Origin of the sequence: Lacticaseibacillus zeae DSM 20178 = KCTC 3804, from assembly GCF_000260435.1 — a bacterium.
GTDB classification, from domain to species: Bacteria; Bacillota; Bacilli; order Lactobacillales; family Lactobacillaceae; genus Lacticaseibacillus; species Lacticaseibacillus zeae.
Genome location: NZ_BACQ01000007.1, coordinates 1 through 23,399, shown reverse-complemented (window position 1 = coordinate 23,399; position 23,399 = coordinate 1). Strand labels below are relative to the sequence as shown.

The window sequence follows — 23,399 nt, the reverse complement described above, 5'->3', positions numbered from 1 at the left end:
TTAGTACTTTTTCACAGACAGTTTTCTCACGAAACGAGCGCCTCCAGAAGCTTTCCGGTATTAAGGGCGCGTGATAGGAAGAAAGGAAGTGTCTTTTTGGTCAAACTTGCTAAACAAATCGTCGTCCGTGGCCGGGTGCAGGGCGTCGGTTTCCGCTGGGCCACGAAGATGATTGCGGATAATCTGAACATTAGCGGCACCATCGAAAACCGCTCTGACGGCTCTGTTTTTATTCAGGCAGCCGGCGAACCGCTTAATCTGGCAAAATTTATTGCCCAGGTTAAAGCCGGCCCTAATCCTTATGCCAACGTTTCGACTTACGAAGAAAAACCATTGGAAAACATTCCTGACTTCCATGGTTTTCGCGTCACCGGTTGAATCCGTTCAGCCCATACAGTATAGTTAAACCCGATGACATTTTGAAGGGAAATTATTCATGCACAAGTCGAAAAAAGTATTTACACTAGGGATTGTGGGCTTATTGCCCTTACTATTAGCCGCGTGTGCCCCAACCACGAAACAAGGGGTCACGCTTAAACCGCCAACGGATCCATTCTTTGGCACTTTTTATAAAGTCATTGGACTGCCACTACAGCACTTAATGGAGTGGATTGCCGGGTTTGTCGGCACGACCAGCAGTTACGGGATTGCGATTATCGTCATCACCCTACTGGTCCGCTTGATCGTGTTACCGCTCATGTTACGGCAACAACGGACCATGACGGCTTATCAGGAAAAGCAAAAAATCCTCCAGCCACAACTGAAAATTGTCCAAGAAGCGACCAAAAAAGCCAAAACCCCGGAGCAACAATTAGCTGCCAATAACTACATGCGGAAAATTTATTCCGCCAACGGGACGAGTATGATTCCGTCCATGGGTTGTTTGCCGATGCTCATTCAGTTGCCGATTTTCTCAGGTCTTTACCAAGCCATTGCGTACTCACCGGAAATCTCGCGGGCAACCTTTTTTGGTATTCAACTAGGCCACTCCAATTTCATCGTCACAATTTTAGCCACCTTGCCGTATATTGTGGTCAGCTTGATCATGTTGCAGGGCGTGCCGCCGGAACAGCGAAAAGCAATGCAGACAACGGCCTTTTTGAACCCGATCATGACGTTTATTTTTTGTATGATGTACAATGCCGGCTTAGGTCTCTATTTTGGTGCTGGCGGCATTATCCTCATCGTTCAACAAGCCATTGTGACGTACATTGTAACGCCTAACATTCGCAAGCGGCTCGATGAGGAAATGGAAGAAAATCCACCAGTCATCGTCGTTAACGAACATACCTTTGATGACTGGGGTAAAGTCACTGCGACTGCTGGTGCGACAGGCAGCAGTCACCAGCCGGCAGATCCTGATGCCATCGACCATAACAAATTACGTAAGCGCAATGCCGGTAAGCAGCAGCGACCACGCAAATAAACCTGTCAAATTCTTAGTCGTCCGTTTTCGCGGGCGGCTTTTTTGATACTGGAGGCGATTACGATATCCGCTTTCATTACGTGTTAACGGAACCCAGACGTGGAAGGTGCTGTCTATCACTAGGGCACCGAAGGCTACTTAAACTTTTTGACAGTAAGACAATAAAAGAGAATGAGCCATAATTCATAGCCACGCTAAAAAAGATGAACGTACTCTTGTCGTTATCGAGAGTATGTTCATCCTTTGTTTCTATGGGGTAATTCGGTGAGACTATTTAAGATATGAGTGCCAAGGCGGAGCAATCGTAGGCCAGAGGGGGCTCAGCTGTGAAAAATTGATGTTGGTGGGGCGCTTTTTGCCCCGCCTACATCAAGGCCGAGCTTAGAGACTCTGCCGGTTTTGCAGAGGCTCTAAGTCGTGCCCTCCGCTCTAGCTTCGCGTCGCAAGCCCCAGCTGGCCGGAGATTGCGGAGTTTGGCGCGGCCTGGAACCAATTGCTAAACCTTTTCTGTATCGTTCGGAATTTCTTAAACTGTTAATGATCTTACGGAATTATGGCTCAGCATCCTTTGCGTGAGAAACGCTAACAGCTTTCAGTCAACTTGGAAGTCACAAATTACTTTTAATCGTGGTATCGCTCTTTGGCGCAGCCGCTTGTTTGGCTTCTTCCTGAGCCTTAAGCGCCTTCGCTTTTGCTTCGGTAATGGTCGGCAAGTCGATTCGGAAAATAGAGCCGTGCCCGAGGGCTGAATCGACTTCAATTTGTCCATGGTAGCTTTCGATTAACTGTTGGGCGATCGACAAACCGAGCCCATTGCCGCCTTTTTCCCGACTACGGGCCTTGTCAACGCGGTAGAAGCGATTGAATACGCGGCGCCGATCCTTTTCGGCAATGCCTTCGCCAAAGTCCTGCACGGCCAAAGCAACACCATTGCCACTGCTTTGCGCCATTGATACATGAATCTCTTTCCGGTTAGTCGAATATTTGACCGCATTATCCATCAAAATAATCATTACCTGCTCCAAATGATTACGATACATGCGAACAAACGTCGTCTTCTCAAGATCATCATCCAAAGTAAATGTGAAGTCGGGATGGATCATCCGAAAATCAGCGACAACCTGCTGAACGGTTTTATGCACATCGACCACGGCATTGGGAAACTGAACATCCACCTGATCAGCCCGGGTCAAATCCAACATTTCCTGAATCAGGCTCTTCATACGGGTGATTTCCTGCAACGATGCCTTCAAGGACTCATCTAAGACCTCAGGATCATCCTTGCCCCACCGGTTCAACAGTTGCAGGTGACCTTCCAAAATGGCCACCGGTGTCCGCAGCTCATGCGAGACATCCTGCACAAATTCGCTTTGCTGATCAATATAACGCTGAATGCGATCTAACATGCCGTTAAATTCAAGCACTAGATCACCAAGTTCATCATTGCGTTTGAGCGCCGGAATTCGGACGGTGCTTTCCGGTTCCTCATTCACCACATCAATGGCATTCGTGATTAATTTAATTGGTTTTAAGAAGCGCGTTGCCAAAATATAACCCATCAGAATCGAAATCAAGACCGCTGCCAGGCTTAGGCCAACGATTAGTAACGTGATTTCGTGCATCGTTGCATGGAACGCCGTTAGTTTATTTGTTACCTGCACATACCCGATCAGGTCAGAAGTCGTGGCTGAATAAATCGGCGCAGTGCCTACCAGACCATTAAAATCGCCAATATGGCTCTCCTGCACTTCGGTACCATGAACCTTGCCTAACGTGATGGGTGTATCCCGCGACTGAAAAAAATTCGTACGATCGCGTGAGAAAACCGACACACTCACATCAGCTTGCGCTAACTTTTGAATCACCGAATCGGAAAAAATCCGCTCACGTGATTCACTCGGTGCCGGTAACGAAGCTTGGTCAGACGCCGCTGTACCTTCCAACCGCGGAACAACCTGGGCAATGGTCAAATCGCCACTGACTGGGGAAAGTCGTTGGACGACAGTACTAAGCGTGTCCGTGACAGTTCGGCGCTCCTGATTCAACAGAATCTGTCGCATCGCGCCGTATAGGATCATCGAAAAAGTGACAAAAGTGACAAAAATCCCGACACCAACCGTTACGGCCCACTTGACCTTTAACGAGATGCGGGGACTTTTCTTCTTTTGCTCGGTACTTGTCTGTTTAATCGCCATTACGAACGCATGACATAGCCGGTTCCCCGAACCGTCTGAATATAACTTGGTTCACCCGGCCGATCGATTTTATTACGAATATAGCGGACGTATACATCGACAACATTCGTTTCAACATCGGAGTTGTAACCCCAGACCTTAGAAAGTAAGACGTCACGAGCCAAGACCACGTTGACGTTCTCCATCAAAGTCAGAAGCAATTCATACTCACGCTTGGTCAGTTCGATAATGTCATCACCGCGGCGAACAACCCGGTTTTCCTTCTCGATCACAAGGTCGCGATATTTGATCGTGGTTTGTTTAGCGGTGTTGTTTTCGCCTTCGATACTAATTCGGCGTAACAACGCACGTAACCGGGCCAACAATTCTTCGATGGCAAATGGCTTGACAATGTAATCATCGGCGCCGTGATCCAAGCCACTAACGCGATCAATCACAGAATCACGGGCCGTCATCATGATAATCGGCGTATTCTTAACCTGTCGTACCCGCCGGCAGACTTCAAGGCCATTCAACTCTGGCAACATCAAGTCGAGCAGGATAGCATCCCAATCTTCAGCCAACGCCGCCTCAAGTCCCGTGCGGCCATTGAAATGGACTTCCGTTTCGTAGCCTTCGTGTTTTAATTCCAGCTCGACAAACCGAGCAAGATTTTTTTCATCTTCAATAATCAATATTTTACTCATCAGGGTCTCCTTATGCTTTCTTAGTGGCACCACACACGCAACGCAACTTTATTCGTGATTTCTCATTAAAAAACGATGCTAAGCTAGTTTAGCACAGTTTTCTCATTTTGGCTATAAGCCGCGCAATGATGGGCACAATCGCCGTTGAAAAAAGTTCGTTCGGTGGTTTTCTCGTTTTTCAATCCGGATAGATTCTCATAAACAGGTCCACGCTCATACTTAACCGAGTTACCCAGTCGCTCAGCACTTCTCTAATTTTATTTTCATAAGTGGTCTATCGCCAATTACCATTAAGTCATCAACGTACATACTTAGCTCCGCCTTTAACCCAAAAAGAGCCAATCCGAAATGTTTGCGGATTGACTCAATTGATTGGTCATTAAAATTTTAAGCTTCGTGGTACCAACTATAGTGGAAAATCCCGTCGCGATCGGTTCGTTCGTAAGTGTGGGCACCGAAGTAATCGCGTTGCGCCTGGGTCAGGTTAGCTGGCAGCACTGGCGAACGATATGAGTCGTAGTAGCTGATCGCTGCGGAGAAACCAGGAACCGGCACACCGGCTTTAACGGCGAGACCAACCAGATCACGGACACTTTCCTGATAATTCTTGGCGATATTCAGGAAGTAATCGTCTAGCAATAAGTTTTGCAAGTCTGGCTTTTTGTTGTAAGCATCGGTGATGTTTTGCAAGAAGCGAGCACGGATGATGCAGCCGGCACGCCAGATCTTTGCCAGTTCGCCATATTGGAGATTCCAGTCGTATTTTTCTGAAGCAAAACGCATCTGTTCAAAGCCTTGGGCGTATGACATTAGTTTACTGAAATACAAGGCCTTGCGAATCATTTCGATGGCTTCTTTTTTGTCGACCGAAACGTTAGCAACCGGCTTTGGCAAAACTTTGCTTGCTGCCACCCGTTCCTGTTTCATAGCACTGATGTAACGCGCATAGACAGATTCGGTGATCACACTCTGAGGAACGCCTAATTCAAGCGCTGACTGAGATGACCACTTACCTGTGCCTTTATTGCCGGCACGATCCAGAATCACGTCAACAATTGGCTTGTCGCTGCCGAGATCATCCTTACGCGTCAAAATGTCGGCTGTAATGTCAATGAGATAGGAGTCCAGTTCGCCTTTATTCCAGTCACTGAAAATGTCGGCAATTTCTTTAACATCCAAGCCAAGCAGGTTACGCATCAAATTGTAACTTTCAGCGATAAGTTCCATATCGCCGTATTCGATGCCATTATGCACCATTTTGACATAATGGCCAGCACCATTTGGCCCAATGTAAGTGACACATGGTGCGCCATCGTCAGCTTTTGCGGAAATGGCTTCAAGAATTGGCGCGACCAGATCGTAGGCTTCTTTTTGACCGCCCGGCATAAGGGAAGGACCATGCAGCGCACCTAACTCGCCACCGGAAACGCCCATGCCGATGAAGTTAATGCCGGATTTGTCCAATTCGGCACTCCGGCGCATGGTGTCTTCAAAGAAAGTATTCCCGCCATCAATTAAAACATCGCCTTTATCAAGCAACGGTAACAATTCTTTAATGACCGCATCGGTTCCGGCGCCAGCCTTAACCATCATGATAATTCGGCGTGGCTTTTCGAGCGAAGCAACAAAGTCCTCGATCTTATAACTTGGTACCAACTTCTTATCTGGATGCTCGTCAACAACCGCCTTGGTTTTACTTCCGGTTCGATTGTAGATTGCAACGGTATTGCCGCGGCTTTCAATGTTCAAGGCAAGATTCTTACCCATCACAGCCATACCGACAACGCCGATTTGTGGTTTATCCATTACGGAAACCTCCTCATTAATTTCAACATTTACTCCATTCATGTTAGCAGAAACAGCCTTGATTTAACAGTCTTCAGAAGCCTTCGCAGGCAGGTAAAATGTATTATTTTCAAGTTAGTCAAGCTTCGACTAAGCAACCTGGCAAATAAGAAAAGCAGTGTATTGACGAAGGGCCAATTCACACTGCTTCACTTACGACTGAAAGTAAATATTATTGGATTTATATTTCTTCTTTTCGTTGTTGTACACGCTTCTCTGAATTGCGGTATACTTGTAGGTCTTCACGATAACCAACTGCAACAATATCAATGATTGTTATTCCTTCCAGCGACTGGCCAAAAACTATCCGCAATCCCGTTTTCTTATTTTTCAGCTTTCGAAACCCAGTCAGTTTTCCGTGTAAAGCTTGGCCGGCATTCATTCCAAATGTGCGCAATCGAATAAGCGCTTTATCAACGAAGATACGCTGTGAACCGTCAAGCTTGTCATATTCAGCTTGTGCTTCGGGGTAAAAATTTAAATGATAATTATTTACAGTCATCTATTCCCAACCATCATCAGTATCAACGGTATCGCCAATAGGGTGACCAATGACTTTCTCTGCAGGAATACGTTTACCCGTATCATTTTTAATACGTTCAATCGCTTGCTTTTCCATTTCCAAGTCAAGCAGCTTTTCTTGATCAGCCACCAATAAAGCGTATTGTTCTGGTGTTAGAGTCACGCTAATTGCCTTTCCTCGATTGAGGACATAGACACCGGTATGCATATCTGCTGCCATCTTGGCAACTTTAGCAGGATCTTTTTTCAATTCGGTTGTGCTTACAGTTGGAACGTCAAGGATCTTCATGCTCTCATCCCTCCTCAAATAAATAATACATGTCAGTTGTTTAAAAGTCTACTAAAAGATTTTTAATAGCCTTAAATTAATCTTTGAAATATTTGAGGACTTCTAAAAAAGAGATGACACCGTGTCACCAATGCTAAAACACCACGATTATCGGAAGGTACATAGCACTAGCACTCCGATAATCGTGGCATTTTCTCATCCTTGTTTACTACTGAATTTTAACCAAAATCAAGTCACTCACGATTCATCCCGATCCGGGAACATCCCCTTCAGTTTTGCAAAGGGATTATCTGCCTTCTTTTTCTCTTCTGTCCGCTTCTTGTATTCATCTTCGGCGAGCACTTCCCATTCATCTCCGGTAGGCATATCACCGGTGGCTGCTTCTTCCGGTGTGAGCACCTGCATTGGGATGCTGAGCAACAGGTGATCTTCGACTGCTGGCAAAAGATTCAGTTCGGATTCTTCGAGTGGCATCAGGATTTCGCCGTCTTCATACTGATCCGCATGGCCTTCATCGGTTAAATAGATTTCGCTGAAGGTAAAATTCTGCGGCATTGTCACTGGCTTCAAACTGCGGGTGGAAGGTACCACGAGCGTCCCGGTCAGATTGACGCTGACCAGAAAATCGCCGCGATCATACAACACATCCCCGCTCACCTGAATGGGACTCACATCCAGAATCTCCGGATCACGATCCTGCAGATCAGCCTTGACATCTAACGTGGTACTAAAGTGTAGCGGTTGCTCATCATGTTTCATTAATTCCTGAATGGTCCATTTCAACATGGCAGTCTCCTCCTTAAAAATACATGCGAAAGCCTAGGACCTTCGGATAAAAATCGATTCATACGCCTCACATGAGTGGCGGTCGACCATAATTCTGTTCGACGCCGCCAATGGCTGTGATTAATCGATCGGCACGGTGGGTCATGGCTAAGACCCCATCCGGTGCAAGCATATCAGCACTGACACGTGTGAGCAAGGGGTAAGCTAGGTGGTGTTTGACAGTGCGCAGATATTGCCGGCCAGTCGGTGTAAACCCAAGGACATGCAGTTGTGGCAAGTGTCGAGCTTTCGTGACAGCAGCGGTCGTCATATTCAGCGTGATGGCTAAGGCGAGCCGGCGTAATCGAGCATAGGTATAACGTTTTGACTTAACCCGGTGTAAAAATTCGGTCATATCATGGGCACCATCAATTTGCTGGGTGAATCGGTATTCCAACCCCTCTGCCATCGTCGCCACTTGCCGCAATTCAGCTAAATCAGCCGTTTGCAGGCGATATTTTAACCACGGGAAAAATTGCGACCAGCCATATTGCGGTTGCTCAGCATAAACCGAAATCAAATCTGCTGGCACAATACATGTGACAGGCTCACCTTCCCGCAAGTGTTGTCGCACCGCCGACGCACTGGCAAGATTGGCTTTGATCTTCTGGTCATCATGCCCAACACCCTGTCGGCCGAAAGGGTAAAGCTGCATCGGCACCTGTAATGCCAAAACCGCCTTGGCATAGCTCAAGCCCAACATAAAGTTTGGGTCCGTCTGCGTAATCCCCGCCACCTTCGCATAGGCAGCATTCAGCTGGGTCGCGTAAGTCTGCGTATAATCGGCAAAACCCGGGTCCGTGATATCAGTCGACGCCAATTGCCGGGCAAGATCTAAATAATCTAACTCAGGGTGTTCGGTACCAAATGCCAGTGCCGGTACATGCAATGCTGCTAAGGCTGACACACCGGCTTGCGCGAATTGATCGGCCGCTTGAACGGCACCGGTCACCGGTAATTCAAGCACGATATCGGCGCCATGAGTCAGTGCCGCCTCTGCACGTACCCACTTATCAAAAATCGCCGGTTCCCCACGTTGCACATAATTGCCTGACATGACCACCACGACGACATCTGCGTGCGTTAAATTTCGCGCTTTAGCCAATGCAAAAGCATGGCCTGAGTGAAACGGATTAAATTCCGCAATCATGCCAACAGCTTGCATACGCACCTCCAGAATCGCCTTCGTCAGTCAAATCAGAATTCGTTTTTGCCTACCGCTTCTTGGCGTGAAAGAACCAGCGGGTACTCTTGGCCGAAACCGGTTGCGTCCCAAAATCAGCCGTGACTTCAACCTTTTCAAAACCGGTTGCCTGCAGCGCCGCCAGATAATCTTCCAGCGGATAAGTGCGCTCCTTGTGGGTTTCGGTCAACGGCTTGTAGGCATCTAAGTCCTCATCATAAATGAAAAACGTCAGATCATGTTCGATACTATGCGGTTGTTCACCGACAAAACTGTTCCATAAAAAAGCAAAGTCATCGCTGTGATAATTGTACATATAGCCTGGGAAAACCTGATCCATCTGGTACAGCGAATGGGCATCAAAAAGAAAATCCCCGCCTGAAGGCAGCAGTGCCGCCACCTGGGCGAAGACTTGCTTAACTGCATCAAGATCGGGCATATAGCAAATGGAATCATCAAAACAGGTGACTACGGGGAACTTCGGCAAGTCATGTAAATCCTGCATGTCGCCTTGGATCAGCGTTAAATCAACATCGGCAGCAAGTGCTTTTTCTTCGGCCAACGTCAACATGTCATTTGACAGATCGAGATCGGTGACTTGATAGCCTGACTGTGCCAACAACACGGCGAGAAAACCCGAACCGCCAGCAAGCTCCAGCAAAGGTTGATTGGCTGGCGCTACTCGTTTTTTAACGTAATCACGCCACCGTAAATACAGTGACTGATCCATCAATTTGTCATAAACTTCGGCAAAAGTGGTGTAGATCATGCCTCGACCCACTGATCCACGTTGACAAGCGGGGCGCTCTGCCACAATTTCTCAAGGTTATAGAATTGCCGCTCTTCCGGCATAAAGACATGGACGACCACATCATTTAAGTCGATGAGCATCCACTTCGAACCTTTTTGGCCTTCGATTCGGCGAATATCGACACCGGCAGCTTCTTCTTTTTCTTCGATTTCATCCACAATCGCCTGTACCTGACGATCCGAAGTGCCGCTCATAATAACAAAATAATCCGCCAATAAGCTCACGCCGCGCATATCCAAAGCGACAATATCCTCGGCCCGCTTTGAATCACCGGCTTTAACAGCAATTTCCAACATTGTTTTTGCGTCGACCATAAACTACTCCTTTGATAAAAATGCGTTATATGTTAACAGTGTTTTAGGAAAGACCAACTTGCGCGCGCCGATCAGATACATCAACGTATTTTCCAGTTCGATACGGCTGGCCTCTTCCAGATTCGTTTCAGCAGCCTTGCGCGCCTTGGCTTCAACAGGCAAAGCCCGTTGCGGCTCAATAAAATCGCCGACAAAGATACATTCATCTAATGGCGTCATTTCTGGATCTCCGGTTGTATGCCGAGCTATCGCGGTCAAGACCTGCTTATCCGTAATGCCGACTTCGGTTTGGATAAAATGAACGCCGACGACCCCGTGCCAGACGCCTCGGCCATATTGCAATAAACTGGGATCAAAGCCATCTTCGATAATCACCCGTTTGTAGGTTTCAACCGGGATTTCTTTGCCATAATCATGCAATAAGCCAGCCAAACCGGCGCGATCAACGTCTTGATCAAACCGCTTGGCTAGTTCAATAGCCGTTTGTTCCACGCGCAGGCAATGCTCATAACGCGGTTCGTCCAGGCGATTGCGTAAGCGGTTTAAGATTTCTTGGCGGCTTAAGCCGTGTGTCAAGCTGTCAGGGTACTGATGTTCATTCACGATATAATCCCTCTTTTTGAATATAGTCAATAACTGGGTCTGGTACCAAATAACGCAAACTGCGGCCATTTTGCACCCGTTCACGCACCGCGGTCGAACTGATATCGATTAGCGGGGCATCGACCCATAAAATCGGATAGCGACTGGCCGGTGTATAACCGCGGCGCTTAACGCCCACGAAAGTCACAAGTTTGACCAGTTCATCAATATGAGCCCATTTGGGTAAATAATCGACCATGTCAGCGCCGATGATGAAGTAATAGTCGGTATCCGGATGCAGGCGGCGTAATTCCTGCATGGTTTGATAGGTATAACTAATACCGCCTCGGCGAATTTCAATGCCTTCCAATCCAAAAAGCGGATTGTCGGCAATGGCCAATTGTACCATGTTCACCCGGTGCCGGGCCGAGATAGCTGTCTTCGTATCGACGTGCGGCGGCTGATTATCCGGCATGAAATAAACTTTTTCCAAGCCAAGTTCGGTACCCGCTGCCTCCGCCATAATTAAATGACCATTGTGAATTGGATTAAAGGTTCCGCCAAACAGGCCCACCTGCTTGCGACGATGCACACCTAGAATCTGTTCGCGCATCGCCACTGAGATGACTGGCTGAGTTAAGGTGACACTCTGCGTCTTTTCCATCGCAATCCCTACCGTGCGTTCACTTCAAGACTAATTCGGCGATGCTCGGTTTTGGTTGCTTCTTTGTAGACAATCACCGTGCGGCCGATAATCTGGGCCACTTCCAAGCCGGTAATCGCGGCCTGTAAAGTGTCGGCAACTTCCCGCGGGGTATCATCGGCGGTTGGCAGCAAACTGATTTTTACCAATTCGCGTGTTTCCAACGCATCTTTGACGCCAGCGACAAACGCATCACCAAGGCCATTTTTACCAACTTGAATCAATGGTTTGGTCGTCATCGCCAGGCTCCGTAAATAGCGTTTCTGTTTACCAGTTAACATATTTTTAAAACAACTCCTCTGATGACACTTTTGTCAACTTTGACTCAACTGCGGCCAGTCACATCGTTGCGATCGCCATCAAACTTAAATAAATGCTTTTCGCAATAGAACATCCACACCTTTAGGCGCATAGCCGGCGATCGTGACACCGGCCGGTACGGTAATCCAGCCAAGTCCGGCAAAAACAAGATCCGACTTTTCCTTTGGGGTGAACTCAAACCGTACCAGCGGCGGAAACTGGGCCACTTCATCGGCTTGCGGTGGTGCAAGCAGACCACCAACATGTTTATGATAAAAATCATCAGCGTTGATCAGCTTGGTGCGGTGCAACGGCAATTGATTATCCGTGTAGATCACGAACGACTGACGGCCGCCGCGAAGATAGTCAAATCGCGCCAATCCGCCAAGAAAAATCGTCTGTCCTTCATTTAACTGATAGGTGGCCGGCTTGATAACCGATGTCGGGGATACCAGTTTTAAATCCTTAGGCCCCACAAAATGTGCCATCTGATGCCGATGAATAATCCCTGGTGTATCAATCAGCGACTGGCCGTCATCTAGCGGAATCATAATCCGATCCAGCGTTGTGCCTGGAAAACGCGAAGTGGTGATCAGGTTCTCGACACCCGTTAATTCCTTAATAATTCGGTTAATTAGCGTCGATTTACCGGTGTTCGTGACCCCGACAACGTAGACATCGCGATGTTCCCGATATTTTTCAATGGCTGACAAAAGTTCATCAACGCCAAATCCTTTTTTTGCACTAGCTAGCATCGTCGCAACCGGGCGCAACCCCTGTGCTTTGGCTTGTTGCTGTAACCAATTTTTTAACCTGTTCGGATTCAGTGATTTGGGCAGGACATCGGCTTTATTGCCCACCAAAATGACCGGATTATCGCCGACAAATCGATGTAATCCGGGAATCACACTACCATTAAAATCGAAAATATCAATCACATTCACAATTAGCGCGTTACTCTCACCAATTGCGTTCAACAAACGTAAAAAGTCGTCATCCGTCAACGTGACTGGCGCAATTTCGTTATAATGCCGCAACCGAAAACACCGTTGACAATAAATATCGTCTTCAGTGTCAGCTTTAGCTAAAGTAGCGGCAGGCAAGTATCCGGGTTGTTTTGGATCCGTTGTCTGTAAAATAGCGCCACAGCCTATGCAGCGGCGCTCTTCATCATTTTTGATGGTGTCCATGAATGTCCTCCTGATAATTCAGCTGCCGTTTTTTCGCAAGTGCTTTAAAAACGAAGCCTTCAAAAAATCGATTGATCCGCGTGTTCCACGCATCGCTTTCGACCAGTGGCTGCGTGAGGATCGTGCGCACGCCGGCAAGGTTGCCAGCCCAGATATCAGTCAGGAGCTGATCCCCGACCATCACCACTTCCGAACGTTTCAAGTCTAATTCCTTACGTGCTTTGGTAATCCCCAGCGGCAACGGCTTCAATGCCCGCGCCACATACGCGACCTGAAGCTTGGCCATTGCCTTGTGGATACGATTAGCGTTGTTATTTGAGACGACCACCACTTGAATGCCGCCTTTTTTCAGATCTGAAAGCCAGCGAGTCAGTTTAGCCGTACCTTCCGGATGATCCCAAGCCATCAACGTATTATCAAGATCCGTCAACACGGCTTTAATGCCTTGCTGTTTCAGACTGGCAGGCGTCAGACTGAAGATATTCGTTACCAGCCAAGTCGGCTCAAAAACTGCCACAAATCTTGTCCCCTCTCCGGTTGTTCATATCCTTATATTATAGCGGAAAAGATGCCTAAGCGCGAGGGCGTTTGCCTAATACCTGCGACGCGCCCGTCATGAAAACGCTATTTTAAAAAGACGAAATAATCGCCTCATTGTTGCAAACAAGGTACGATGAATTTGAAATCAAACACTCGCATTCCGTTATTAAGCCTGTTATACTTATTTTTAGTAAGTGTTCCAAAATAGGAGGCAACACCATGACCCGTTTGCATCATGTCTCGCTTTTAACTGGCGACGCAACCGCGACCATTCACTTTTATACAAATGTTTTAGGACTGCGGTTGGTCAAAAATACGGTTAATCAGGAAAATATTCATGTCCGGCATCTGTTTTTCGGTGATTATCAAGGCACGCCTGGCAGCGTCGTGACTTTTTTCGTCATTGACCGGCTTGGCCACCGTTATGACGGACGCAATCAATTAGGCGGGATCGATTTGGCGATTCCCGGCGATTCTTTGCCTTTTTGGTTTGAACGGCTGCAGCAAGCCGGCTGTGTGATTTCGGAAGCGGCGGACCGCCTGACGTTGGTTGATCCTTCTGATACGCCGGTTCGGCTGATTGCCTTCCAGAAGACTTTGCCAGATCATTTAACGGTTCCTAACGACATCCCCGGCAATCGGCAGATCACCGGCCTCATCAATGTTGACATCCCCGTTGCTGACCACGAAGCCGAGAAAGCCTTCTTCGAAGCGATGCTAGGCCAAGCTGCCGAACACGAGCAGTTTAAGCTGGCAGCGGGCAACACTTTGACACTAAAACCGAGCCTGACTGACGATGTTAAACGGTTTGGCCGTGGCAGCATGGATCATTTTGCTTTGACCGTCGATCATGAAGAAGCGTTGCCGCGACTGGGGACCATTGCCGCACAACATGGTTATGAAGTTGAAGAATTTGCTGATCGCGGCTGGTTTAAAAGTCTTTACGTTCGTGACCCAGCGGACAACCGCATTGAATTCGCCACCCAGGCACCCGGCTTTACGTTAGACGAGCCGCTTGAGCATTTAGGTGAGAAACTGGGCCTGCCGCCGAAGTTTGAGGCGCGGCGGGCGACCATTGAAAGTTATTTTAAAACCAAAGGAGTGGATTTCCATGATTGAACATCCGTTACTCGGCATGAACCACGTCACCGCCATGGCAAGTGATCCTCAAGCCATTTTCGATTTCATGAGCAAAACTTTAGGGCTGCATCTAATCAAGAAAACGGTGAATCAGGATGCTTTAGACACCTATCACTTCTATTTCACCGATGACCAAGGCACTGCCGGAACTGACATGACCTTCTTCACGTTTCCCAATCAGGAAAAAGGCAAAAAAGGCACGAATATGATTTCGCGGGCCAGCTTCCGGGTACCAAGTGATGCTGCCTTAGATTACTGGCTCAAACGGTTTGCCGAAAAAGGCGTTGTAAACGACGGCATCAGCACCCAGTTTGATGCCAAAATCATTAATTTTCACGATCAGGATGATCAGCAGTTTCAGCTTATCTCCGATGAACACAATCATGGGGTCGCAGGCGGCACCCCTTGGAAGCATAATGACGTGCCGGAAGAATTTGCCATCACCGGTCTTGGGCCGGTCACGGTCACCATTTTCAATCTCGGCCATATGCAGTACGTGCTAACAGAGATTATGGGTTATACCAAGATCGCCGAAGATGGCAACTGGTCCCTTTACGAAGTTGGCGAAGGCGGCCATGGTGCGCAGGTCATTTTGGAACACCGCGAAGATCTGCCGATTGCGGTTGAAGGCTTTGGTAACATTCATCACGCCGCCTTTTCCACTGACACCCGCGAAACGTTAGGCACGTGGATTGACCGCATCAAGCAATATCGCCTGCCGCAATCCGGCTACGTAGACCGCTTCTACTTTAAGTCCGAGTATTTCCGGGCCGCACCGCAAATTCTTTTCGAAATCGCCACAACCGGACCAGGCTTCTTACAAGACGAAACTTATGATGAAGCCGGCATCCACCTTGAGTTACCGCCATTCTTGGAAAGCAAACGTGATGACATCGAAAAGCAGCTAACACCAGTCAAAACCGATTGGCGCGGTCGTTAATTTGTGGAGGTAGTTATGACTGAAGAAAACGTCAATTATACTTTTGTAAAAGGCGATCCCACCGTCTCCCCTTTGTTATTGCTACACGGGCAAGGCGGCAATGAAAATGATTTGCTGCCGATTGGCAAGTATCTTTCCCCCAACAGTCCCATGCTGTCAATTCGTGGACGCATTCAGGAACAAGGGATGAATCGTTATTTTCGGCATTCGGAAAATGGCGGCTTTGATTTGGCCAATCTTGAGCAGGAAACCACTTGGCTTTTTTCCGTTTTAAATGAGCTTTGCCAGAAATTCAACATTGACTATAACCGCTTTGTGGTCGTTGGCTATTCAAACGGCGCCAATGTTGCCGCACGCGCATTGTTGACACGGCGCGATACTTTTCATACCGGCATCTTTTTCCACCCCATGGCGCTTTCGACGGTTGATTCCGAACAAGACCTAAGTGATGTGAAAGTCTGGATGTCCCATGGTGATCAGGATCCGATCGTGCCAGCCCAGAACTTTAAGGTGTTGACCACTTACCTCAAAGAGCAAGGGGCAGACGTGACGATTTTCCGACACGGGCAAAGTCACAATTTAAATGAAGCTGAATTAGCAAATGCCAAATCCTGGTTGGTAAAAAGTGGTCGCTTGCAGGATTGGCAACGGAGGTGAATCCTATGCAACGTTTCGGGTTTGAAGAATATGGTAAACCAAGTGTTTTTAAAAGTATTGAAGCACCGGTTCCGGAGCCAAAAGCCGGGCAGGTGCAGTTGCAGGTTCTGGGTTTTGGCTTGAATCCTTATGATGCTTCCCTGCGCCGCGGTGAACAGGCGGCATTTCGGAAAGTTAAGTTCCCCGTGGTACCGGGAACGGATGTGGTTGGCCGCATTACCAAGCTAGGTGAAGGCGTCACCGACTTTGCGGTAGGCGATGTCGTTTTGAATTATCGTCCAATCGGCGGCTACAGTGAATTTGTGACGGCCTCAACCTCTAAAATTTACAAAAAGCCGACTGCGCTAAGCTTTTTGGATGCCGCGGCGTTACCGCAAGTCGGCTTGGCAGCGTTTAACATTCTTCACTATATGTTGAATCTTAAACCCGGAGAAACACTGGGCGTTGTCGGGGCCAGCGGTGGCGTTGGTGCCATCTTGGTGCAAATTGCCAAGTTTGAAAAGTTGCACGTCATCGCCGTGGCTGGTGAGCAGCATCGCGAGTATTTGCGACAGTTGGGTGCCGATGAAATCTTCAGCTACACCGACGACTTGCCAGAAGATGCGGCTGATGTTGTCGTCAATGCCGTGTTTGGTGCTGCCGATCATGGCGCTGCATTAAAACTTGTTAAGCCAAACGGTCAATATGTCACAACCGCCTATGCTGATGTTGATCTCAGCAGCAAACCAGATGTGACCCATTTGCAATTAAATCCGTCGAAGGACTACTCCGTGCATGATGGCTTTGCCTATCTCACAGATGTCGCCCAGAAGTGGGGATTACAGGTGCGTGTTGCTCAGGCTTTCCCGTTTAATGTTGACGGTGTGATTGCCGGTCATGAAATGTTAGAAACCCATCACGCGCCCGGCAAGTTAGTCGTTATGCAAGATCGACATGTCATCCACCCGATTCGCAAAGAGGTTAATCACCTGTAACACCATGGAAAATAGCTTGCGACCCGCCTTTTCCCGCCGTATGATAACAACATGCACGGAAAGGCGGAAAGATATGAAAATTGCAGTCTATTGCGGTGCCAATCATGGCGTTAATGATGCATTTCTTCAGGCAGCTACCCGGGTCGGTGCCTGGATTGCCGAACGTGGTGATACCTTGGTCTACGGTGGCGGCAAGCTAGGCTTAATGGGTGCGGTTGCCGGCAGTACGCTTCGACATGGTGGCAAAGTCATCGGCGTCATGCCTCAGGTGTTAGCAGATCGCGGCCTGGCAATGCCCGATCTGACGGATTTGGAAGTTGTCGCGGATATGGGCACCCGTAAAGCCCGAATGATCGAACTAGCCGATGTCGATATCGCCTTACCCGGCGGCCCGGGAACGTTAGAAGAAATTACGGAAGCCATTTCTTTTTCCCGGATCGGATTAAACGCCAGTCCTACTGTTTTGTTCAATCAAGACGGTTATTACAAGCCGCTGCATCAGATGTACCAAACAGCGGTAAATCAAGGATTCTTCGACCAGGATGCATTTGACAACCTGTTGTTTTCATCCGATCTGCAGGAAATCAGCACGTTCATCGCTAATTACCAACCGCTTGGGGTGCGCCAGTATCATTAACCGTCAAGCTGGTAGATGACTCATAAAAAAGACACGCCGTTTCATTCAAAGCGAATGGAATGACGTGTCTTTTTATATGTAAGCGTAAACTGACGCAACTGGAACCTACGCCAGTAAACTGGTTACATGCTGATTAAGCCAAAGCCTTTTTAGCGGTATCCGCCAAAGCCTTGAAGCCGTCTGGGTCGCTGACAGCAAGATCAGCGAGCATCTTACGGTTCATGTCGACATTAGCGAGTTTCAGGCCGTGCATCAACTTGCTGTATGAAATGTCATTCATACGTGCAGCTGCGTTAATCCGGGCAATCCAAAGACGCCGGAAATTGCGCTTCTTGGCGCGGCGATCGCGGAATGCATAGCGATACGAAACCATGACCTGGGCACTTGCTGCCTTAAACAGTAAATGCTTGGCACCACGATAACCCTTAGCGAGCTTCAGTACCTTCTTACGACGCTTACGAGTAACTGTTCCACCTTTAACACGTGGCATTAGAATTCCTCCTCAAATCAAATCCGATAGCTTATTATTTCATCTGGCTGAGCATCTGGCGGATCCGCTTCATATCTGAGTGGGATACCAATGCTGACTTACGCAATTGACGACGCTGCTTCTTCGTCTTGCCGTGGAAACGGTGTGACGTGTACGCGTGACCGCGCTTAAGGGCACCTGATGCGGTTTTCTTAAAACGCTTTGCGGAAGCGCGGTGGGTCTTGAATTTTGGCATGTCTTTTTCCTCCTCTAAACATCAATGCGCGCACGGCTACTTAAAGCCGTGCACGCCTTTGTAACATTAGCCGATGATTATTTATCGGCTCGCGGTGCAAGCATTAAGAACATGCTGCGACCATCCATCTTTGGATGAGTTTCAACAGTAGCAATTTCCTTAACGGCATCCGCCATCTGCTCAAGAACCTTACGACCAAGATCCTTGTGCGTAATTGCTCGACCACGGAATCGAACGCTCACTTTGACCTTGTCCCCTTTTTTCAGGAACTTCGTCGCGTTCTTAAGCCGGGTATTGAAATCTGCTTCACCAATGGTCGGGCTCAAGCGGATTTCCTTAATGGTGACAGTCTTTTGTTTCTTCCGAGCATCGCGCTCTTTCTTCTGCAGCTCGAATCGGAATTTCCCGTAGTCCATGATGCGGGCAACCGGTGGCTTGGCATTAGGCGATACTAAGACAACATCTAAGTTTGCATCCTCGGCAATGGCCAAGGCGTCACGGGTACTCTTAACGCCGAGCTGTTCACCGGTCTGGGAGATCAATCGAACTTCACGTGCGCGAATACTGTCATTGACTATCAGATCTCTTGCTATGGTTGTTCACCTCCGTGTGAATTTCAGAGAAAAAACAAAAACAGCGTGGCCGCAAAGACCCCCGCTGTTCATTAAATACCGAACTAATGAGCCTAGAGGTCTAAAGACGTGGGCGAGAAGCGGGAACTTCTGCTTTTTCTCAACATCAACTACTATACAGGAGCAACCTGCCTGCGTCAAGAGGGACGCTATCGATGTTATCGTTGGTAAAAGGGCGAAAACTCACCGCTGACATATCGGCCGAGTTCATTATCGGTTGGACTGACATGAAACTGCTGGGTTTCCGGTAAATAAGCTTCCGCAAAACCAACCAGTGCGTGTAAATCAGCGTCTTTGTCAGCATCGACAACCAGTAGCAAACTCTGTGCGTCATCTGCACGTATCATGGTAACCAGATAAGCGGCGTGCACGGTTGGCATTTTTGGCAGGTATTCCCGCAGCTGCTCAACAAGATCAGCCGTTTCGCGAGGTGGCTCGCTAATTCGAACCGCCTCGCCATGTTTAGCCTGATCCGGTTTGGCCACATAAAATAAATTGGCCCGAGACAATACCATGTTTTCGTCATACGGGTTGATAACCACGCCGAAAATGTCGCGATCCTCGTATAGGAAATTGGCACAATCAGCAATCGTCGCAACCGCAAAATGATCGTGATCCGGACTTTTGGCAAAGTTTGCCTGATCCGTAAAAATCGGTAAATAGTCATGCCCATTGTCATCGGTGAGCATCACCACGGTGGGGTCACCTGTGCGTGCCGTTCCGACTGGTAACATAAACTTGGCACTTTTCAAGCCAGCATAAAAAGCCGCTTGCGTTTCATCATTTTGATCCGTTCTTAAAAGCCGCATCAAATGAATTAGCTGGGGATTTTGGACTTGTGGCTCATTGGTCATTGTCGTCTTCTCCTTTATTTTGCTGCTGGTTGAGGTTCATTTTATTGCGGAAATTTCGTAATTTTTTAGGTAAGCCGATCAGCCATGACAATAAAACGATGCCGACACTGCCGAAAACCGCAACGCCTTGAGGTTGAAATTCAATTTTGCCGAACCACCAATTGGCAATGCCATACGCGGCCAGTGCCGTTAAAAGCATCACGATCCCCATCAGCACCAGCAAACCGCGACCACGATGGGCAATGAGCCGACGGCCGCGCTGACTGGGGGTCCGCCACGGCAACTTCAAGTAAACCAGTAGAACAACAAAATACAAGCTGGCTGCCAAAACTTTTGTGACGAAAAATAAGACGAGCCATGAAGCCCATAACGAAATAACCACCTAGTCACCCTTTCTTTGCTGTCTGTCGTAAATGTGTCCAGTGTATCATACATAAGTGAAACCAGTCAGATTCTGTGATAAGTTGAAAGCAAATCTCAAATTGACCGCGTTAACTTGAAGATTGCCAATGATTAAGGGGATATCTATGACAATAATTGATCTGATCAGACATGCTGAATCTGACACGACAGTCCATGATGATTTTTCTCGACCGCTTACACAAAAGGGATATCGTCAAAGTCAGCAACTCGCTTACAATCTACGGCAGATACCTTACAGCACAATTTTTTCGAGTCCGTTTAAACGTGCAGTCGATACAGTTGTCCCCATCGCGCGCGATCATGGTTTACCTATTCAAACTGATGACAGACTTGTCGAGCGAAAAATGCCTTCGTGGGTATCCGACTTTTCTGAATATGTTGCTCACCAATGGCGTGACCTGACATTCTTTAAAAGCCCTGGTGAGTCCATTCTTCAGGTTCAAAAACGTTATCTTTCTTTTCTGTTCAGTCTGCCAGCTACTTCATTCGTTGCAATAGGCAGCCATGGAACAGCAATAAGCAGTGTCATTGAGTCTGCAATGCCTGGTAAGGGTGCTGATTTTTTCAAAAGCTTATCCTATGCAGCCGTAACTCGGCTTGAAGTCTCTGATCATCAAATCGTCCGTCTCGCTTCTTGGTCGGAAAATTTCAAAACATTTATTTCGATAAAATAGTTTTCGACTTCAATTCAATCTTACGCACCTGACCAATACGCTATTTGTGCAAAACAAAAGGGAGCCTCATCCAAGGGTTCCCTCTTTGTTCACTTCAACAAGCTATTTATCGCCTAAGACCTTCTTTGCCTCGGTGGGCTTGGTTTTGCCATCGCGACTGTAGTTCTTGACTTCAGCGACCATCGCATCAATGAACATGTTACCGGCTTCTTCTTCGGTATGCTCATCGCCGTAACGCCGAACCGAAACGGCAGCATCGTTGAGTTCTTTGTCACCGACAACAACCGTATATGGAATCTTTTTGGTCTGGGCTTCGCGAATCTTGTAGCCCATCTTTTCATTCCGATCATCGACTTTGACTCGCAAGCCGGCTGCCAGCATCTGGCGCTTGATGCGGTTGACATAGTCTAAGTGCAGATCATTGTTAACCGGGATCAAAACAGCCTGCGTCGGGGCTAACCAGGTCGGGAAGGCACCCTTGTAGATTTCGGTCAGATACGCGATGAAGCGTTCCATCGTGCCGACAATCCCGCGGTGAATCATGACTGGCCGATGTTCTTCACCATCTTTGCCGACATAGGTCAGGTTGAAGCGTTCTGGCAACATGAAGTCCAACTGGATGGTCGACATCGTTTCGTCATTACCCAAGGCCGTCTTGGTCTGGATATCCAGCTTTGGCCCATAAAAGGCAGCTTCGCCTTCAGCTTCGTAGTAATCAAGATGCAGATCATCCATCGCACCTTTAAGCATGCTCTGGCTGCGGGTCCACATTTCATCGTCATCAAAATACTTTTCGGTATTCTTGGGATCACGGTATGAAAGCCGGAAGCTGTAATCGGTAATGTTGAAGTCTTCGTAAACGTCCATGATCAAGCGCAGAATCTTTTTGAATTCTTCTTGAACCTGATCCAAGGCAACAAAAGTGTGACCGTCATTTAACGTCATTTCCCGAACACGCTGCAAGCCGGACAGTGCGCCGGACTTTTCATAACGGTGCATCATGCCTAATTCAGCAATACGCAGCGGCAATTCGCGATAAGAGCGAATATGGTGGTTGTAAATCTGAATGTGGCTCGGGCAGTTCATTGGCCGCAATTCAAGCATTTCACCATCGCCCATGTCCATTGGCGGGAACATGTCTTCGCGGTAGTGATCCCAGTGACCGGATGTCTTGTATAAGTCGAGGTTGGCAAGCACCGGCGTATAAACGTGTTCATAGCCGTCTGCGATTTCCTTGTCGATAATATACCGTTCGATCACCCGCCGGATTGTTGCCCCATTTGGCATCCAATAAGGTAAGCCGGCACCGACTTTAGGATCGACGAAGAAAAGATCCAAGTCGCGGCCGATAACCCGGTGATCATGCTCAGCTGCTTCCTGACGGCGTTTAGCATCATCTTCGAGACCTTTTTCACTCCAATAAGCCGTCCCGTAAATCCGTTGCAGCATCGGATTGCTGCTCTTGCCTTGCCAGTAAGCGCCGGCAACTGACAGCAGTTTGAAATGCTTCAGATCTTTGAGACTTGGTAGCAGGACCTTTTCTTCAAAATCAACAAAGTCGCCGAGCTTGTAACCCTTAATTGGATCACCAGCAGCTTCGACCAATTGCTTCTTGAAAGGATCGTCTTTGAAGCGGGCAAAAGCATCAGCACGACTGAGAACAACTGGTTCCAAAGCAGCGTTGGCCTTAATGATTTCTTCCATTTTCTTTTGAACCGTTGGCAAATCATCGACACTCACCTGGCCATCTGCCCGATCAGTGTCGTAATAGAAGCCATCCTCGGTTGCCTGCCCCTGCCCAAAATGAATATCAGGATACAAAGCTTTGAGTGCTGCAGCCAAAACAAACGCTGCCGTTTGCCGGAGAACCGTCAGCCCCTCAGCATCGTCTTTAGTCATAATCTGCAGTTTGCCAGAATGGGCAATCGGTTCGTCATAGGCGATCAATTCGCCATCCAACTTGCCGGCAACCGCCTTCTTGGCCAAACTATTACTGATACCTTCTGTAATAGCTTTCACCGTTGTACCATCTGGAAATTGTTTAACATTGCCATCTGGAAACGTAATATCTAATGCCATAAGTAAGCTCTCCCTTGTTGTTTTTTCGAAGAAACCATCCGTTCACCGATGCAGAGACCGGTGCGTAAGGATCTTGGTCGCAATGGCCAAAGACCGGTCATCACGGTCAAGGAACTGCAGCTTCCGCTCGCGATAACGCGTTCGCAGTCGCAGAAATCTCCGTGTAAGGACCTCAAGCGTAAATGGCCAAAGCCCAGCCATTTATGCTTGAGGCCACTTACACTCCGATTTCTAAGCGCTCCTGCTCACGCTC

28 protein-coding genes are annotated in these 23,399 nt (G+C 48.1%); 8 read left to right on the top strand and 20 right to left on the bottom strand.

What is annotated here, in order from left to right:
- Positions 1–96 precede the first annotated feature (96 nt).
- Both GSO_RS00775 and yidC read left to right on the top strand, forming a co-directional pair.
- Positions 97–378 carry an acylphosphatase gene (locus tag GSO_RS00775; protein WP_010487923.1) on the top strand — a complete coding sequence of 94 codons (282 nt, stop codon included), beginning with the start codon at positions 97–99 and terminating at the stop codon, positions 376–378.
- A 58-nt stretch (positions 379–436) separates the two neighbouring features.
- Positions 437–1,426: a membrane protein insertase YidC gene (gene yidC, locus GSO_RS00770; RefSeq protein WP_010487921.1), complete on the top strand. Its 990-nt coding sequence runs from the start codon at positions 437–439 to the stop codon at positions 1,424–1,426.
- Positions 1,427–2,034: 608 nt separating this feature from the next.
- On the opposite strand, the gene GSO_RS00765 is transcribed toward yidC, so the two are convergent.
- The 14 genes from GSO_RS00765 to GSO_RS00700 all read right to left on the bottom strand — a co-directional run bounded on the left by GSO_RS00765 (position 2,035) and on the right by GSO_RS00700 (position 13,388).
- On the bottom strand, positions 2,035–3,621 hold the full coding sequence (locus GSO_RS00765) for a HAMP domain-containing sensor histidine kinase (RefSeq protein ID WP_010487919.1): 1,587 nt from the start codon (positions 3,619–3,621) through the stop codon (positions 2,035–2,037).
- Complete coding sequence (locus tag GSO_RS00760) at positions 3,621–4,307, bottom strand: response regulator transcription factor (RefSeq protein WP_003565833.1); 687 nt, start codon at positions 4,305–4,307, stop codon at positions 3,621–3,623. The genes GSO_RS00765 and GSO_RS00760 overlap by 1 nt, the downstream gene beginning before the upstream one ends.
- Positions 4,308–4,694: 387 nt before the next feature.
- On the bottom strand, positions 4,695–6,113 hold the full coding sequence (gene gnd / locus GSO_RS00755) for an NADP-dependent phosphogluconate dehydrogenase (RefSeq protein ID WP_010487912.1): 1,419 nt from the start codon (positions 6,111–6,113) through the stop codon (positions 4,695–4,697).
- A gap of 220 nt (positions 6,114–6,333) precedes the next feature.
- A complete protein-coding gene (locus GSO_RS00750) occupies positions 6,334–6,654 on the bottom strand; it encodes a type II toxin-antitoxin system RelE family toxin (protein ID WP_010487910.1) in 321 nt (106 codons plus the stop codon).
- Positions 6,655–6,963, bottom strand: coding sequence for a type II toxin-antitoxin system Phd/YefM family antitoxin (locus GSO_RS00745; protein ID WP_010487908.1), 309 nt, complete (start codon positions 6,961–6,963; stop codon positions 6,655–6,657).
- Between the two features lie 237 nt (positions 6,964–7,200).
- Positions 7,201–7,749, bottom strand: a complete 549-nt coding sequence (locus GSO_RS00740) for a YceD family protein (RefSeq protein ID WP_010487907.1) — start codon at positions 7,747–7,749, stop codon at positions 7,201–7,203.
- Between the two features lie 67 nt (positions 7,750–7,816).
- The gene (locus GSO_RS00735; protein ID WP_010487905.1) at positions 7,817–8,953 is read right to left on the bottom strand and encodes a nucleotidyltransferase; all 1,137 of its coding nucleotides are present in this window, start codon (positions 8,951–8,953) and stop codon (positions 7,817–7,819) included.
- Positions 8,954–9,002: 49 nt separating this feature from the next.
- Positions 9,003–9,740 carry a class I SAM-dependent DNA methyltransferase gene (locus tag GSO_RS00730; protein ID WP_010487903.1) on the bottom strand — a complete coding sequence of 246 codons (738 nt, stop codon included), beginning with the start codon at positions 9,738–9,740 and terminating at the stop codon, positions 9,003–9,005.
- The gene (rsfS, locus tag GSO_RS00725; protein ID WP_010487900.1) at positions 9,737–10,096 is read right to left on the bottom strand and encodes a ribosome silencing factor; all 360 of its coding nucleotides are present in this window, start codon (positions 10,094–10,096) and stop codon (positions 9,737–9,739) included. Before rsfS ends, GSO_RS00730 begins: the two co-directional genes overlap by 4 nt.
- Before the next feature lie 3 nt (positions 10,097–10,099).
- The gene (yqeK, locus tag GSO_RS00720; protein WP_010487899.1) at positions 10,100–10,699 is read right to left on the bottom strand and encodes a bis(5'-nucleosyl)-tetraphosphatase (symmetrical) YqeK; all 600 of its coding nucleotides are present in this window, start codon (positions 10,697–10,699) and stop codon (positions 10,100–10,102) included.
- On the bottom strand, positions 10,692–11,342 hold the full coding sequence (locus tag GSO_RS00715; protein ID WP_010487897.1) for a nicotinate-nucleotide adenylyltransferase: 651 nt from the start codon (positions 11,340–11,342) through the stop codon (positions 10,692–10,694). The genes yqeK and GSO_RS00715 overlap by 8 nt, the downstream gene beginning before the upstream one ends.
- Before the next feature lie 8 nt (positions 11,343–11,350).
- Positions 11,351–11,662 (bottom strand): YhbY family RNA-binding protein, encoded by a 312-nt coding sequence (locus GSO_RS00710; protein ID WP_010487895.1) that lies wholly within the window; start codon positions 11,660–11,662, stop codon positions 11,351–11,353.
- A gap of 84 nt (positions 11,663–11,746) precedes the next feature.
- The gene (yqeH, locus tag GSO_RS00705) at positions 11,747–12,871 is read right to left on the bottom strand and encodes a ribosome biogenesis GTPase YqeH (protein WP_010487893.1); all 1,125 of its coding nucleotides are present in this window, start codon (positions 12,869–12,871) and stop codon (positions 11,747–11,749) included.
- Positions 12,852–13,388: a YqeG family HAD IIIA-type phosphatase gene (locus GSO_RS00700; protein WP_010487891.1), complete on the bottom strand. Its 537-nt coding sequence runs from the start codon at positions 13,386–13,388 to the stop codon at positions 12,852–12,854. The genes yqeH and GSO_RS00700 overlap by 20 nt, the downstream gene beginning before the upstream one ends.
- Positions 13,389–13,630: 242 nt before the next feature.
- Between GSO_RS00700 and GSO_RS00695 the strand changes: the two genes are divergently transcribed.
- The 5 genes from GSO_RS00695 to GSO_RS00675 all read left to right on the top strand — a co-directional run bounded on the left by GSO_RS00695 (position 13,631) and on the right by GSO_RS00675 (position 17,759).
- Complete coding sequence (locus tag GSO_RS00695) at positions 13,631–14,530, top strand: VOC family protein (protein WP_010487889.1); 900 nt, start codon at positions 13,631–13,633, stop codon at positions 14,528–14,530.
- On the top strand, positions 14,523–15,491 hold the full coding sequence (locus GSO_RS00690; RefSeq protein ID WP_010487887.1) for a ring-cleaving dioxygenase: 969 nt from the start codon (positions 14,523–14,525) through the stop codon (positions 15,489–15,491). Before GSO_RS00695 ends, GSO_RS00690 begins: the two co-directional genes overlap by 8 nt.
- Positions 15,492–15,506: 15 nt before the next feature.
- Entirely contained in the window at positions 15,507–16,148 is a 642-nt protein-coding gene (locus tag GSO_RS00685; RefSeq protein WP_010487885.1) for an alpha/beta hydrolase, read from the top strand.
- Between the two features lie 5 nt (positions 16,149–16,153).
- On the top strand, positions 16,154–17,122 hold the full coding sequence (locus tag GSO_RS00680) for an NADP-dependent oxidoreductase (protein ID WP_010487883.1): 969 nt from the start codon (positions 16,154–16,156) through the stop codon (positions 17,120–17,122).
- A 73-nt stretch (positions 17,123–17,195) separates the two neighbouring features.
- The gene (locus tag GSO_RS00675; RefSeq protein WP_010487882.1) at positions 17,196–17,759 is read left to right on the top strand and encodes an LOG family protein; all 564 of its coding nucleotides are present in this window, start codon (positions 17,196–17,198) and stop codon (positions 17,757–17,759) included.
- Between the two features lie 133 nt (positions 17,760–17,892).
- Here GSO_RS00675 and rplT read toward each other — a convergent pair whose 3' ends face one another.
- The 5 genes from rplT to GSO_RS00650 form a co-directional block, all read right to left on the bottom strand.
- Complete coding sequence (rplT, locus tag GSO_RS00670) at positions 17,893–18,249, bottom strand: 50S ribosomal protein L20 (RefSeq protein ID WP_010487880.1); 357 nt, start codon at positions 18,247–18,249, stop codon at positions 17,893–17,895.
- A 34-nt stretch (positions 18,250–18,283) separates the two neighbouring features.
- Positions 18,284–18,484: a 50S ribosomal protein L35 gene (gene rpmI / locus GSO_RS00665; RefSeq protein WP_003565872.1), complete on the bottom strand. Its 201-nt coding sequence runs from the start codon at positions 18,482–18,484 to the stop codon at positions 18,284–18,286.
- 77 nt (positions 18,485–18,561) lie between these two features.
- A complete protein-coding gene (infC, locus tag GSO_RS00660; protein ID WP_171024638.1) occupies positions 18,562–19,077 on the bottom strand; it encodes a translation initiation factor IF-3 in 516 nt (171 codons plus the stop codon).
- A 197-nt stretch (positions 19,078–19,274) separates the two neighbouring features.
- Positions 19,275–19,970 (bottom strand): enhanced serine sensitivity protein SseB C-terminal domain-containing protein, encoded by a 696-nt coding sequence (locus tag GSO_RS00655; protein ID WP_010487876.1) that lies wholly within the window; start codon positions 19,968–19,970, stop codon positions 19,275–19,277.
- Positions 19,960–20,352 carry a hypothetical protein gene (locus tag GSO_RS00650; RefSeq protein WP_010487875.1) on the bottom strand — a complete coding sequence of 131 codons (393 nt, stop codon included), beginning with the start codon at positions 20,350–20,352 and terminating at the stop codon, positions 19,960–19,962. The genes GSO_RS00655 and GSO_RS00650 overlap by 11 nt, the downstream gene beginning before the upstream one ends.
- A 145-nt stretch (positions 20,353–20,497) precedes the next feature.
- On the opposite strand from GSO_RS00650, the gene GSO_RS00645 reads away from it, so the two are divergent.
- Complete coding sequence (locus tag GSO_RS00645; protein ID WP_010487874.1) at positions 20,498–21,067, top strand: histidine phosphatase family protein; 570 nt, start codon at positions 20,498–20,500, stop codon at positions 21,065–21,067.
- Positions 21,068–21,169: 102 nt separating this feature from the next.
- Here GSO_RS00645 and thrS read toward each other — a convergent pair whose 3' ends face one another.
- The gene (thrS, locus tag GSO_RS00640; RefSeq protein ID WP_010487873.1) at positions 21,170–23,146 is read right to left on the bottom strand and encodes a threonine--tRNA ligase; all 1,977 of its coding nucleotides are present in this window, start codon (positions 23,144–23,146) and stop codon (positions 21,170–21,172) included.
- Between the last annotated feature and the right edge of the window lie 253 nt (positions 23,147–23,399).